Origin of the sequence: Bradyrhizobium sp. Mp19 (assembly GCF_029952935.1) — a bacterium.
In the GTDB taxonomy this organism is placed as follows: domain Bacteria; phylum Pseudomonadota; class Alphaproteobacteria; order Rhizobiales; family Xanthobacteraceae; genus Bradyrhizobium; species Bradyrhizobium elkanii.
Genome location: NZ_JASAUT010000058.1, coordinates 1 through 14,012 on the forward strand (window position 1 = coordinate 1; position 14,012 = coordinate 14,012).

13 protein-coding genes and 1 pseudogene are annotated in these 14,012 nt (G+C 61.2%); 2 read left to right on the forward strand and 12 right to left on the reverse strand.

Annotated elements, in window-relative coordinates; translation table 11 throughout:
- The 12 genes from trbF to QJT82_RS37190 all read right to left on the reverse strand — a co-directional run.
- The coding region (trbF, locus tag QJT82_RS37135) for a conjugal transfer protein TrbF (RefSeq protein WP_281446688.1) at positions 1-412 on the reverse strand (412 nt) is incomplete at its 3' end.
- 92 nt (positions 413-504) lie between these two features.
- Entirely contained in the window at positions 505-1,728 is a 1,224-nt protein-coding gene (trbL, locus tag QJT82_RS37140) for a P-type conjugative transfer protein TrbL (protein ID WP_028343873.1), read from the reverse strand.
- Entirely contained in the window at positions 1,725-2,096 is a 372-nt protein-coding gene (gene trbK-alt / locus QJT82_RS37145; RefSeq protein WP_016845887.1) for a putative entry exclusion protein TrbK-alt, read from the reverse strand. Before trbK-alt ends, trbL begins: the two co-directional genes overlap by 4 nt.
- The gene (gene trbJ / locus QJT82_RS37150) at positions 2,096-2,824 is read right to left on the reverse strand and encodes a P-type conjugative transfer protein TrbJ (protein ID WP_026192416.1); all 729 of its coding nucleotides are present in this window, start codon (positions 2,822-2,824) and stop codon (positions 2,096-2,098) included. The genes trbK-alt and trbJ overlap by 1 nt, the downstream gene beginning before the upstream one ends.
- A complete protein-coding gene (gene trbE / locus QJT82_RS37155; RefSeq protein WP_028343872.1) occupies positions 2,821-5,262 on the reverse strand; it encodes a conjugal transfer protein TrbE in 2,442 nt (813 codons plus the stop codon). Before trbE ends, trbJ begins: the two co-directional genes overlap by 4 nt.
- Positions 5,263-5,272: 10 nt before the next feature.
- Positions 5,273-5,536, reverse strand: coding sequence for a VirB3 family type IV secretion system protein (locus QJT82_RS37160; protein ID WP_018270310.1), 264 nt, complete (start codon positions 5,534-5,536; stop codon positions 5,273-5,275).
- Positions 5,536-5,808, reverse strand: a complete 273-nt coding sequence (locus QJT82_RS37165; protein WP_240537001.1) for a TrbC/VirB2 family protein — start codon at positions 5,806-5,808, stop codon at positions 5,536-5,538. Before QJT82_RS37165 ends, QJT82_RS37160 begins: the two co-directional genes overlap by 1 nt.
- A gap of 55 nt (positions 5,809-5,863) precedes the next feature.
- Entirely contained in the window at positions 5,864-6,778 is a 915-nt protein-coding gene (gene trbB / locus QJT82_RS37170; RefSeq protein ID WP_016845878.1) for a P-type conjugative transfer ATPase TrbB, read from the reverse strand.
- Positions 6,779-7,010: 232 nt separating this feature from the next.
- Positions 7,011-8,339, reverse strand: a complete 1,329-nt coding sequence (locus QJT82_RS37175) for an MFS transporter (RefSeq protein WP_026192414.1) — start codon at positions 8,337-8,339, stop codon at positions 7,011-7,013.
- Positions 8,340-8,480: 141 nt separating this feature from the next.
- Positions 8,481-8,897, reverse strand: coding sequence for a CopG family transcriptional regulator (locus QJT82_RS37180; protein ID WP_018270307.1), 417 nt, complete (start codon positions 8,895-8,897; stop codon positions 8,481-8,483).
- A 6-nt stretch (positions 8,898-8,903) separates the two neighbouring features.
- Positions 8,904-10,886, reverse strand: a complete 1,983-nt coding sequence (locus QJT82_RS37185; protein WP_028343871.1) for a conjugal transfer protein TraG — start codon at positions 10,884-10,886, stop codon at positions 8,904-8,906.
- A gap of 36 nt (positions 10,887-10,922) precedes the next feature.
- Positions 10,923-12,686: a DUF3363 domain-containing protein gene (locus tag QJT82_RS37190; protein ID WP_028343870.1), complete on the reverse strand. Its 1,764-nt coding sequence runs from the start codon at positions 12,684-12,686 to the stop codon at positions 10,923-10,925.
- Between the two features lie 228 nt (positions 12,687-12,914).
- On the opposite strand from QJT82_RS37190, the pseudogene QJT82_RS37195 reads away from it, so the two are divergent.
- Together QJT82_RS37195 and QJT82_RS37200 are read left to right on the forward strand one after the other, a co-directional pair.
- Positions 12,915-13,643, forward strand: a pseudogene (locus tag QJT82_RS37195) (transposase).
- 43 nt (positions 13,644-13,686) lie between these two features.
- On the forward strand, positions 13,687-13,941 hold the full coding sequence (locus tag QJT82_RS37200; protein ID WP_016845865.1) for a hypothetical protein: 255 nt from the start codon (positions 13,687-13,689) through the stop codon (positions 13,939-13,941).
- The last annotated feature ends 71 nt before the right edge of the window (positions 13,942-14,012 follow it).

Consider the following 14,012-nt stretch of genomic DNA (forward strand, 5'->3'; position numbering starts at 1 on the left):
GGCGATCATCATCGCGCCGCGACACTGACTCGCCATCCTGATCGCCGCGCTCTTCCGACCCAGATCGTCGCGCTATAGGAAGGCCCCTGACATCCTCGATAAAGCGCGCCAGATGGTAGGCGATCTGTGCATCAGTGGGTTGATAGTCGATGTTGGCCGGCGCGACCCTTTGGGCCTGGCCAAGATGGTCGACTTCGACCACCCAGGGCGTGATCGAGCCTTGATTCGACTGCCGGACAAGGCTACCTGCGAGACCGGCTGACAACATCAAGCAGCCGAATGCCATCAGGCGCCAGTTCTTGGCTTGCACGCGCGCTGATCCAATGCGTTCGTCCCAAACTTGAGCTGCTTTCTGATACGGCGTGACCGGTGCGGGCATGCGCCCGTAATGAACGGAAGTTCGTTTGAACATCGATGGTTGCCCCTGGTATCGAGTGATCGGTTTCAAGTCGGGCGATGGAAGGGTTGAGGTGCTGCTGTGCGGCGTAGGTACAGTGGTGCGTCTCAGCGCTCTCCTTCGGACAAATCGACGGAGGAGCCGCTGCCACCGTGATCGCCCGAGCGGACCGCGTGGCCGGCAGCCGAAGCACCATGCCGAATAGTCTCGGCACGCTTCATCCGGCGCGCCCAATCAGGCCGCCCCTCGGCCGAGGTGCTCGCCGCCCGTTCGCCCGCTTGCTCACCTCCGACGGCAGCCGCTGCGCGACGCAAAGGACTCATGGCAGCCGAAGCGCCAGCCTCCGCGACGCCGGCAAGGCCGCCGTTTCGATAGGCGGCTGACGCTCCGCTTAGGACAGCGCCGCCACCGCGCGCGGCGCCTGCAATCGCGCCACTAGCGAGACCAGCACCGGCCGCTACACCAGCACCTGCCGCAACAAGCCCGCCAGCAGCCAAACCCGATCCAATCGCCGCACCGGCGCCGAGCTGCGGTCCGCCAGATACCAGGCCGTTTGCAATACCCGGACCGAAGATGCCGAGGCCCAGCAGGGAGAGCGCCGCGAGCACTAGCGTCATTGCGTCTTCAATGGTCGGCTGAGCACCTCGGAAACCAGAGGTGAACTGCGAGAACAGGGTCGAACCGATGCCCACGATGACAGCTAGGACCAGAACCTTTATCCCCGAAGATATTACATTGCCCAGGACCCGCTCAGCGGCAAAGGCGGTCTTGCCAAACAGACCAAATGGAATGAGCACGAAGCCGGCCAGCGTCGTAAGCTTGAACTCGATCAGAGTGACGAAAAGTTGGATCGCCAAAATGAAGAAGGCGAGCAGCACCACGACCCATGCGAATAAGAGAACGACGATCTGAACGAAATTCTCGAAAAAGCTGATGTAACCCATCAGGTTCGAGATCGAATCGAGCAGTGGTCGGCCGGCATCGAGTCCGACTTGGGCGATCTTTCCCGGCCTCAGGAAATCGGATGCGGATAGGCTTGCACCCGACGCTTTCAGCCCAAGTCCGGCAAAGCTCTCGAAAACGATGCGCGCCAGGTTGTTCCAGTTGCCGATGAGGTAGGCAAAGACGCCCACGAAGAGGGTCTTCTTGACGAGCCGCGCGATGATGTCCTCGTCAGTTCCCCAACTCCAGAACAACGCAGCGAGAGTGATGTCGATCGCGGCGAGTGTCGTCGCGAGATATCCAACGTCACTGCCCAGCAACCCGAATCCGTTATCGATATAACGCGTAAACGTTTCCAAGAACTGGTCGATGATCCCGGTACCCGTCATGGCTTGCTCGCCTCGGGTGTCGCCGGTTGCGGATATGCTTGCGGGATCCGGCTCTGATCCTTTGGGGCGGGCGCCAGCCCTGCGAAGGAATCATTCTGGCCAGGGTCTGCTGGGCCGATTCTTTTGCCAAAGAAGCGACGCCGGTTTTCGTCCCAAATCTGCTTGCAATGCCGATAACCCACTGTGTCCTCTGGAGTGACACCGCGGCAGCGTGCGAGCTCGGAGCTGGCTGCATCGGTCCCTTGCTCCGCCTTCGGTGCCGACCGAGACGCGTCCAGTCCGCGCAGCTGAATCGTGCAGGCGGCGACGGCCACTAGGCCGATTGTCGTAAGCAGCGAAAGCGCCTTGAATGCCTTTACGTCGGTCATCAGTGGAACATCTGTACATTGGAGGATTGATAGCCCTGTCCTGGTGTTAGGAAGCGCTTGAGCTGCTCTCGACCCTGATCCTGGGCCGCGGCGCGCTGCGCCGCTTCGAGGCTCTGCGCCCTGCCCTGCGCCGCCGTGGCCGCCGTGAGATCGGCAAGTTGTTGCGCTTGAAGCGCGAGGATCTGATTGCCAGCCTGCGTTGCCTGCAGCGCGCCGGCGGCCCCCTGGCTTGACGTCACGAGCGCGGATGTCTGGATGCGATTGGTGTCGAGGTTACCAACGATGCCGGCTTGGACGCGAAGCGCGTCTTGCGTCGCGGCATAGGAATTTTGCCATCGCGCTTGAGCGTTGGCGACCAGCAGCTGGTTCGACTGGTTGCTGGTGGCTGGCGCGTAGCTGGTCGAGAAGGCGCGATCGATTTCCTGGACGTCGTAGGCGATGCGCTGAGCCTGCGCCAGCAACTGTTGGGTCCGCTGAATCGAGGATAGAAATTGCTGCAGCGACGAATACGGAAGGTTCGCCAGATTCTTCGCCTGATTGATCAGCATCTGCGCCTCGTTCTGCAACGAGGTGATCTGGTTGTTGATCTGCTGAAGCTCGCGCGCAGCGGTCAGGACATTCTGAACGTAGTTGTTGGGATCGAAAACGATCAGCGCCCGTGCGGGGATCGCAACGCCAAGCGCCAGCGCAGTGACGCCGGCTGCGGCCAATAGGGCAAGACGCCTCATGGCGATTTCTCCAGATTGACGAGATTGGGAATTAGATCTATGGCCCAGGCGACGCCACGGTGCTGGAGCCAGGCCGGCACGAAGCCGTCAGGTCCATGTTCGGCGAAGAGCTGCGCGATGGCAGCTTGGTCTGTCTTGGAAGAGGCCGCGGTGAATGCGAGCGCAACCTCACCAAGCCCGAGTTCGAACATCCGGTTGCCGCGACGGGACTGGCAGTAATAGTCGCGTTTTGGCGTTGCCCGACTCAATAACTCGATCTGGCGGTCATTGAGGCCGAAGCGGCGGTAGATGGCGGTGATTTGCGGTTCGATCGCCCGTTCGTTCGGCAGCAATAAGCGAGTTGGGCAGCTTTCGATGATCGCCGGCGCGATCGCTGAGCCGTCGACATCCGAGAGCGACTGGGTAGCGAAGATGACGGAGGCATTCTTTTTCCGAAGCGTTTTCAGCCACTCCCGGAGCTGCCCCGCGAAATCCTCATCATCGAGGGCAAGCCAACCCTCATCGACCATAAGGAGCGTCGGCCGACCATCGAGACGGTCCCCAATACGATGGAAGAGGTAAGCCAGCACGGCCGGCGCAGCACTCGTTCCGATCAAGCCTTCGGTCTCAAATGCCTGGACCGACGCTTCGCCAAGGCGCTCGAATTCGGCATCGAGCAGGCGCCCCGAGGGACCACCCACGCAATAGGGTTGCAGTGCACGTTTCAGGGAGTTGGATTGGAGGAGGACTGACAGGCCGGTCAGGGTGCGTTCCTGCATCGGCGCCGAGGCGAGAGACGTCAGCGCCGACCACAGATGATCCTTGACCTCCGGGGTGATCTCGATTTTTTCCCGTGCCAGGATCGCGCAGATCCATTCGGTGGCCCATCCGCGCTCTGAGGGATCATCGATCCAAGCCAGCGGCTGCAGCGCGACGGGCCGATCACTTCCGTCAGACAAAGCACCGCCCAAATCATGCCAGTCGCCGCCCATGCCGAGCGCGGCCGCCCTGATCGAACCACCGAAATCGAACGCAAAGATCTGGGAGTTCGGGTAGCGGCGGAATTGCAGTGCCATCAGAGCGAGCAGTACCGACTTGCCGGCCCCCGTCGGTCCGACCACAAGGGTATGGCCGACGTCGCCGACGTGGAGGGAAAATCGGAACGGGGTCGATCCCTCGGTCTTGCCGAACAGGAGGGGCGGCCCCTTGAAGTGCAGATCCCTCGCCTCGCCGGCCCATATGGCGGAAATCGGAATCATATGGGCGAGGTTGAGGGTCGAAACCGGCGGCTGACGCACGTTCGCATAGACATGCCCCGGCAGACTGCCGAGCCAGGCTTCGACGGCGTTCACCGTCTCGATCATGCAGGTGAAATCACGCCCCTGGATTACCTTCTCGACCAGCCGCAGCTTTTCATCGGCGGCATTGGGATCGCGGTCCCAGACAGTGATGGTCGCGGTGACAAAGGCTTGTCCGATCTGATCGGACCCCAGTTCCTGCAACGCTGCGTCAGCATCGAGCGCCTTGTTGTGGGCGTCGGTATCGAGCAGCGTCGACGCCTCGTTGGTCATGACCTCCTTGAGAATGGCGCCAATCGACTTTCGCTTGGCGAACCACTGCCGCCGAATCTTGGTCAGCAGCTTGGTGGCGTCTGTCTTGTCGAGCATGATCGCCCGGGTCGACCAACGATAAGAGAATGGCAGGCGATTCAGGTCGTCTAGGATTCCCGGCGTCGTGGCGCCCGGAAAGCCGACAATTGTTAGGACCCGAAGATTGGCTGAGCCCAACATCGGCTCTAGCCCGCCGGTCAACGGCTGGTCGGCCAAGAGCGCATCGATGTACATGGGAATTTCGGGGACTCGAACCCGATGACGTTTGGTCGAGATCGTCGAGTGCAGATAGGTCAGAGTATCCTGGTCATCGAGCCAGGTGCACTCCGGCATGAACCCTTCGACGAGTTGCAGCACGCGGTTGGTTTGATCGACAAACCCGCGCAGCACCTCGCGCGCGTCGGCTCCAACAGTGCGATCACGCCCCTCGTAAAGCAGTCGTTCTGCCTTGGCGGCTCCTTCCTCGGGGGGCAGATAGAGAAAGGTGAGGAAATAACTGGACTCATAGTGGGCGCCCGCCTCTTCGAACTGAGCTCTGCGCTCGGCGTCGACCAGTGCGGATGCGACATCCGGAAATGTACTCGGAGGATAGGCCCCGGCAAAATGGCGCTGTGCCTCGACGAATACGGCCCAACCTGATCCGAGGCGGCGCAGGGCGTTGTTCAGACGACCGGCGACGGCGACAAGCTCAGCCGGGACCGCGCTGTCGAGGTCGGGGCCACGGAATTTCGCCGTCCGTTGAAACGAACCGTCCTTGTTCAGGATGATTCCCTCGTCGACTATGGCGGCCCACGGCAAGAAGTCCGCAAGACGCGCGTTGGAATGGCGGTATTCGGCAAGGTTCATCATGGTAGAGAGCTCAGGCGTTGAGGTGGCCGGGAATGCGAAGATGTCGGCGCACGACGTCGACAAACGCAGGATCGCGCTTGGCTGCCCAGACGGCGGCCATGTGGCCGATGAACCACAGGACAAGGCCCGCGATCCAGAGCCGAAGCCCGAGCCCCAAGGCTGCAGCAAGCGTACCGTTGACGATCGCGACCGACCGTGGCGCGCCGCCCATCAGGATTGGCTCAGTGAGCGCGCGATGAACGAGCACGACAAAGCCTGTGACTGGTTCATCCATCAGATCACCACGCCGCCGCCGAAGGAGAAGAACGAAAGGAAGAAACTCGAGGCGGCAAACGCGATCGACAGACCGAACACGATCTGGATCAGCCTGCGGAAACCACCCGACGAGTCTCCGAACGCGAGCGTGAGCCCGGTTACGACGATGATGATGACGGCAATGATCTTGGCGACTGGCCCCTCGACCGACTGCAGGATCTGATTGAGTGGCTGCTCCCACGGCATGTTCGATCCGGCAGCCCAGGCCGGTGCCGACGCCAAAAGAAGCATCCCGGACATGGCCAGTGAAGCGGCATCTCGAGGAAAGCGAAATTGCGGACGCATGTCAGTCTCCTGTTGATGAAAGGTCGTAGTCGCCGGCGGGCCCTAGCCCGGTGACGAGAGCAAGCTCAGCGAGGCGACGGTCAGCGCCGCGCCCCGCAAGCACAGCAACGAGGTTGATGGTCTCAGCGATCAGGGCGCGCGGAACCGTGATGACGGCTTCCTGGATGAGTTGCTCGAGCCGCCGCAGGGCACCGAGCGCAGTGCCCGCATGAATAGTGCCGATGCCGCCGGGGTGGCCGGTGCCCCAGGCCTTGAGCAGATCGAGTGCTTCAGCACCGCGAACTTCGCCGACTGGAATCCGGTCAGGACGCAGTCGCAGCGAGGAGCGAACGAGGTCCGATAACGTGGCCACGCCATCTTTGGTACGCAAAGCGACGAGATTGGGCGCTTTGCACTGAAGTTCGCGGGTATCTTCGATCAGCACGACCCGATCAGAAGTCTTTGCCACCTCGGCTAAGAGCGCATTCGTCAATGTTGTCTTGCCGGTCGATGTCCCGCCGGCGACGAGGATGTTCTTGCGTGAGGCGACTGCGCTTTTCAGGATGTTGGCCTGTTCCGATGTCATGATCTCTTTGACGACGTAGTCATCCAGCGTAAACACGGCGACGGCGGGCTTGCGGATAGCAAAGGCCGGTGCTGCAACGACTGGGGGCACGAGCCCTTCGAAGCGTTCGCCGGTCTCAGGCAATTCGGCCGAGACCCGTGGCGCGCCGGCATGCACTTCGGCGCCTACATGGTGCGCAACCAGACGAACAATGCGCTCGCCATCCGCTGCGGACAGAGTTTCGCCTGTATCGGTCAGGCCATGCGACAAACGGTCGATCCACAGCCGCCCATCTGGGTTGAGCATTACCTCGATGATCGATTGATCCTCGAGGTATCCGGCGATCGCTGGGCCAAGAGCACTACGCAGCATTCGCGCACCGCGCGAATTCGCCTCCGATTGAAAGGAATGGATTGCCACCGTTGCCCTCCCCGAATGAGGGCGTCCACAGAGGGGCGCCCAGATGGGGACGATTAGAAAAGGCACCAACGGACTTAGCGCAACAAGCGCTTTCGGTGATCGAAGACTGGCGTAGAAAAAGAAAGATTGAGAGGCGATTTTTTTGACACCTACTCAATCGTATCGGTTCGCTGCGAGTTTGTGCTCACCACTCCGCATCGTCATCCGGGGGCAGGAGGATGGCCGAATTCTGGTACAAGCCAACTGACTCGGCAGGTTCGAAGGTGCTAGCCGACATCTCGAGACAGATTGAACCCACCCATGACGCAAAGGACCGAAACCAAGGCAGCGCGAACCAGAGAAACGTCGCGATCTGCAGCGCTACGTTGAAACCGAACGCTGCTTGATAGGCTTGGACGGGCCTATGGCCATCATTCGCAGACCATTGCTCCAGGATAAGACCTGTTGCGTATTGTGCTAGAAACGCCCAACCAAAGTGCAAGACGTTCAAGGCACCGTTGGCACGACCGGCAAGCTCTGGCGGAAAGTAATCCGCCACCACGGCGAAGCTGACCACAGTTGCCGTTCCTACAATTGCGACAACAGACCAGAGCAAGATAGATGGCAGAGACGCTCGCAGGATCAAGGCACACTCGGCTGCGATAAATAGTACCGCAGCTATCGCCAATATTGTCTCCGCCCCGATTCCCCTTCGTTTGACGCAATGGACTGTCATACCGAACAACCAGGCACCAGCGCTAAGTACGATCGACATAATGAAGAGCTGTCTGATGAGACTTGCGCGATCAAACCCCTCTACGTCGGTCAGCCATGGCGATGCCCACAATCCCTGCAGAGACCAAGCCGATCCAATGCAAGTCGCCGACAACGGGGCCATTCGCCAAAAGCGCCGATCGCTGAAAACGGAGCTCAGGGTGGCGGAAGCTGTTGATGGGGCTACGCTTCGTTCAGGCACCACAAGATAGATGAGAATGGCCGTCGTACCGGTCGCGACTGCCAGAATCTCAAAGAGCTGCCGCCAGCCCATCGACGTCAGCAGGTGTTCGACGGGAGCCGTCGCGGTCACCGCTCCTAGCGAGCCCAGCATGATCATATAGCCGTTCAGTAAGGCAACTTGTTCCCTAGGGAACCAAAGGATGATCGACTTCAGTCCTGCGGTCAGTGCCGCCGCCACGCCAAGCCCGATCATTGCGCGCGCGATCAAAAGCGACAGGAAGCCGGTCGATACCGCAAACAGTCCGCCGCCGACGGCTGCGAGCAAGAGCAGAACGCTCTGGACGCGACGCGGACCAAAGTGGTCCAACAATATACCGACGGGGATCTGGGCCGCCGCCAGAACAAGAAAATAGATTGACGTAAGCAACCCGAGGTCGGCAGTCCCAAGCCCGGTGTCCGAGCTGAGATGGCTGGCGATCACGGCGTTGATCGTTCGAAACAGATACGAGAGGTAGTACCCAGCTGCAAAAGGGAGAAAAACGCGCGCGATTCGACGCCATGCTGTTGAAATTTGCATGCTGGCCCCTTTGCTCTCAGCTCACCCGAGCCGATAGCGCGTCCAGCTTTTGTCAGTTCGGCTAACTCGCGGTGGTAGTAGGCTGGCGTAGAAAAAGAAGGAGCGGCGAAATGGTCTATCGACATAGGTTCAATCAGGCTCTTAGGCCGATTCCTGACGGCGGATATCTTCTGGAATCTCGCGCAGAAAGCTTTGCCCCTTTTGCATACGACGCCCGAGCGCCTCGACAAATCCTTCAAAGCGCTCCCTTCCCTTTGCTTGAGCGGCCGCTTGCGCATCGTTGGGCAACGGTGGCGTGATCGTCAGCCAAAAACGAATGAAGAGGGCCAAGGTCTCGGCCGTCAGACCAACGTCACGTTCCAGCCTCTGCATCTGACGGGAAAGCCGATCCAAACGGCGGGTAAATGCTGCTTCCCGCCTGTCCGCTCCATCCGGTGACAGAAACGAAGCGACGGCCGCTTCCACGATTGCAGACCGCGAAAGCTTTTTGCGATCGGCAAGATCAGAAATCTGTTTCAGAAGCTCGGGCGGGAAATAGACGTTCATCCGGTCGCGCATATCGCCTCAGAGCTCCATACCGTCATTCGGGTCCATAGCGACTTGACGCGCGACGCCAAGCATCTGCATAAGTCGAGACTGGCGGACTGCATCCTCGTCGTCGTCAAGAACGGCAGCAAATTCCTCTGCCGGCGTCAGTTCGGTCGTTTCCTTGACGATCGCGACGTGATCGGGGAGTTCCGGCTCACGACGGAGCCCGCTGTTCGCCGTGTCTTTCTCGGTCTCCGCGGCCTTGTCAGTTGGACCTCCCGCCGGCTTTAGCGTTCGGAGCGCTGACCACCCGTCCGTTCGCGATGATCGGCTGGCCCTCGCCGGATCAGGCGGCAGTAGAACCCTCTCGGCGAATCGCCGATCCTCGTAGTAGCGGACCTTCTTGGCCCGGATCGGCGGCGTGCCCGCCACCATGACGATCTCGTCCATCGACGGAAGCTGCATGACTTCGCCCGGGGTCAAAAGCGGCCTTGCCGTTTCCTGGCGCGAGACCATGAGGTGACCGAGCCAAGGATTCAACCTGTGCCCGGCGTAGTTCTTCATGGCCCGCATCTCGGTCGCCGTACCCAAGGCGTCGGACACACGTTTGGCCGTCCGCTCGTCGTTGGTCGCGAAGCTGACGCGGACGTGGCAGTTGTCTAGGATGGCGTTGTTAGGCCCATAGGCCTTCTCGATCTGATTGAGCGACTGCGCGATCAAGAAGCTCTTGATGCCGTACCCCGCCATGAAGGCGAGCGCGGACTCGAAAAAATCGAGCCGCCCCAGCGCTGGGAACTCGTCGAGCATCATCAGGACTCGATGCCGGCGGTCGCAGGCGTGCAGGTCCTCGGTTAGGCGACGACCAATCTGGTTCAGCACCAGACGAATCAACGGCTTGGTCCGTGAGATATCGGATGGCGGCACTACGAGATACAACGTTGTAGGGTGGCTATCCGCGATCAGATCGGCGATCCGCCAATCGCAACGGCAGGTCACCTGGGCCACCACTGGATCACGGTACAGCCCGAGGAACGACATCGCCGTGGATAGGACACCAGAACGTTCATTTTCCGACTTATTGAGGAGTTCGCGCGCGGTCGATGCGACCACGGGATGAGCGCCCTGCTCGCCGAGGTGCCGAGCAGTCATCATCGCCTTTAGAGTGGCTTCGATCGGCCGCTTCGGGTCGGAAAGAAAAGCTGCGACGCCGGCCAAGGTCTTGTCTGCCTCGGCATAGAGGACATGGAGTATGGCGCCGACCAGAAGCGAATGACTGGTCTTCTCCCAATGGTTCCGCTTGTCGAGCGAGCCTTCGGGGTCGACCAGGACGTCCGCGACGTTCTGGACGTCGCGAACCTCCCATTCCCCGCGCCGGACTTCGAGGAGCGGGTTGTAGGTCGAGGACCTTGGATTGGTGGGATCGAACAACAGGACGCGGCCATGCCGCGAGCGAAAGCCCGCGGTCAGTTGCCAGTTCTCGCCCTTGATGTCGTGGACGATAGCCGAGCCCGCCCATGCCAGCAATGAGGGAACGACGAGGCCGACACCTTTGCCCGACCGGGTCGGTGCAAAACACAGTACGTGCTCCGGTCCGTCATGGCGGAGGTAGTCGCGGTCGAGTTTGCCAAGCACAACGCCATCCGGACCGAGAAGACCGGCCGCTCGAACCTCGTCGCCATTAGCCCAGCGCGCCGAACCATAGGTTTCGACGTTCTTGGCTTCACGCGCGCGCCACACCGACATGCCGATCGCCACCGCGATCGAAACGAAGGTTCCTGACGCCGCGATGAAGGCTCCCTCGACAAAGATTTGAGGCGCGTAGGCGTCGTAGACGAACCACCACCAGAAGAAGACCGGCGGGTAATAGATCTTGAAGCCTAATAGTTCGAACCAGGGTCGCCCAAGCTCCGGTTGCCAAGCGAGCCGCCAGGCTGTCCACTCGGTGGCTCCCCAGATGGCCAACAAAACGATCAGACCGACAACGATTACCTGTCCCCAGAGGATTTTGGTTCCGGACATCCCGAACGCCCTTCCGCAACTGAATTGGAGAGATTGCTAGAGGCCGAGGTCGCGCTTGCGGCCAAGGCCCCATTCGATGCCGCCGCCGTCCTTCACGACGCCGGTGACGTGCTGGCCGAGCCGCTTTTCGAGTTCACGTGACCAGGGCACGAGCGCGAAGCCGAGCCCATTATCGATCATGGCGAATCGTCCCGAGGTAAGTGTCAGCCGCTGGCGATACGTGCCGGCCACATGCTCCCCGGAAGCGGCGTTCACATGAGGCAAGCCGGTGTCGGCCGAGACCCGTGCGGCCACGTCCTCCAACTCGCGCCGGCGCAACGTATTAAGGAGATCGCGCTGCAGAATGATGCGTTGGCCCTGCCGCCGCGCCAGGCCCTCCTGGATCAGATGCTCGGTTCGGGCTTCCATGGCGTCACGGGTCTCGCGGCCGAATCCGCCCATGGCGAGCGGCATGGGCTCGCGTTCGACGAGCCGGTGGTCGAGCCAGGTCGCGCCCTTGGCGGTGACCTGCGCCCCAAGATCGATATCGGAACGGGGCGCGAGCACCAGGGTGGGACGCGGATCGCCGGCTTGACCGAAGCGTCGGACTTCGACGATGCCGCCGACCGGTGGCGCATGTTCGAAGGCCTCGAGCCCTCGAAAGCGCACGTGGTGAGCGCGTCCGTCTGTTCCATCGATCGTGGCGTAGGCCTCGCCGGTCAGTTCGTCGTGCAATCCACGATCGACCAGTCGTCCGATAATCTGGGATGTCGGCTGTCCACCGTCGATGACGAAGTCGGCAACGCCGCGCGCTTCCCCGCGCTCGGTAAAGGCACGGTGCATGGTCTTGATGATATCGCCGCGCAGGCCGAGGTCGCGCAAGCTACGCTCGGCCTCGAGCCCTACCATCCATTCCGCAGGTGCGGCGGATGCGGCCAGGCCCATCTTCTCCAGGTGTTGAAGGCGAGCGACCATCAGGCGCCGGATCTCGGGGTCGGACTTGCCGGGCTTCTCTGGGCGAAGATCGATAGTGCCGGTCTCGTCTGCAGTCAGCCGGATCTCCCGATCGAGCCGCGTCCATCGTTCCGCCGTGACTTCCCTCTCCAGCGAATTGCGGATCTCATGCTCCGGTTTTGGCCCCAGTTCGATGGCGACCAGTTCCTCGGCGCGTGAACGCAGTCCCCTGCTGATGTAGTCGCGGGAGATCACTAGATCCGCCCCTTCCTCATCTACTCCCCGAACGAGAATATGAACGTGAGGGTTATCGGTATTCCAATGATCGACAGCCACCCAATCGAGCCGCGTGCCTAGATCGGTCTCCATCTGCGTGGCGAGATCGCGGGTAAAGGCGCGCAGGTCGTTCATGTCGCCGGCATCCTCCGGTGAGACGATGAATCTGAAATGATGCCGGTCGTCCTTGCACCGCTCTGCGAAAGCCGCGCTATCGGCGCGGTCGGTGCCCGCATCGAACATCTCGGCGCGCTCACCACCCCGAGTCACGCCGTCGCGCTTCAGATATGAGAGGTGGGCGGTCAGTGGTGCTGAACGGAAGGCGCGCCCTTTATGCCGAACCACGCGTGCCTTCACCACAGCGCGCCGCGTCGGGCTGAACAATCTGGCGCGGCTGAAGGCGAGGCGCCCGCGGCCAAACGTCGAGCGCCCATAGGCCGCCGAACGCCTGCCGGCCATAGCCTGCGCTGGGGTGTGCCCTGCTTTCTTCGCCGCCCGCAGCACCTGGTTGATGAAACTCTTCGGCTTCGGCGCGCGCGTGCTGCGAATGCGCCCAGGCCGAATACGCAGGTCGCTATCGGCTGCGGTCACAGGCGGTCCTCCAGGTGGGCGAAAGCGCCTACAGTGCCGAGATTGTCCTTGATTGCATTGTTAAAGATGCAAGGCGCGGCACGCGCCGCGACCGACCGGCACGCTAGAACCCAAGCCATGTCAATGGCTTGCGGTTCGACCGGCGAGCCCCTTTTATCTCGCCTTCCTAATCGGGCGTTCAAAGTCAACTCATTCCTACGCTTTTCTCCGACTCTTCGCACTTCAGCCATGACAGGGCTCCCTGCATCGACAACGGACAGACGTCACTACACCGCGCTTGCGATCCCATTCACCGGGCGAGGTCCATGCGTTCCTTCGCGTTCAGCACTTGGACCGTCGCATGCTCTCCATCAGGTTGGTAAACAGGGCTATCCAAGCAGTCCGACGCTCTCGTCCCCGAGCGGAGGGCGCACCAAGCCTGGACGGCTGTGGATGTATGCCCACGATCAACGGAGCTTGGCTGGACCTGAGCCGCCGGCTGCAGTTTATGTGTTCGCGTCCGACCGCAAGGCGGAGCGCCCGGCTACGCATCTGGCGCACTTCAAGGGCCTTCTGCACATCGACGGATACGCGGGATTCGGTCGGCTGACTGACGCCGGAAACGTCATCCTCGCCGCGTGTTGGGCGCACACCGGGCACAAGTTCTACGAAGTTGCGCAGTCCGAGGACATGCCCGTCTCGCACGAGGCCCTGCGGCGCATCGCTAGCCTCTATGCCCTCGAAGCGCAGCTGCGTGGTCAATCGCCGGCGCATCGGCTGGCGATGCGGCGCGCATTCGCCAAGCCGGTCATTGACAGCCTTCGCTTCTAGCTGGAGGTGCAGCTTCCTCAACTGCCCGGCCGCAGCAATCTCGGAGAAGCGATCGGTTATGCACTGTCGCACTGGGATGGATTGACCCGCTTCCTCCATGAGTACTGCATCGAACTTGACACGAAGCCCGTCGACCGCGCGATTTGACCGGTGGCGTTCGGAGGCAAGAACAATCTCTTCGGCGAGAGCGATGGCGCTGGGGTATGATGGCGTTATAGAGATGACCCAGTCTTCCCGAAACGGGGAAGATATCAAGCTGCTCTGCGAGGCCATTGCGGCGCTTCGTGAGTTGCTTTCACGCACGCAAGACGCGACGGACGAGTCGTTTGACGACGGCCATTCGGTTGATATTTGGAAGAGCGAGGAACTCCGTGCCGCAACAGATCGGGCTGAAGCAGTGATCGCGAAGGCGGAAGCTGCCATGGCTGCGTCCCGCACAGAGTAGGAGTTCTCTGGCTCGGAGCGTTGCCACGTAAGGCCGTTAGGCACGTCAAGACCCGACGTCATGTGCGGCCC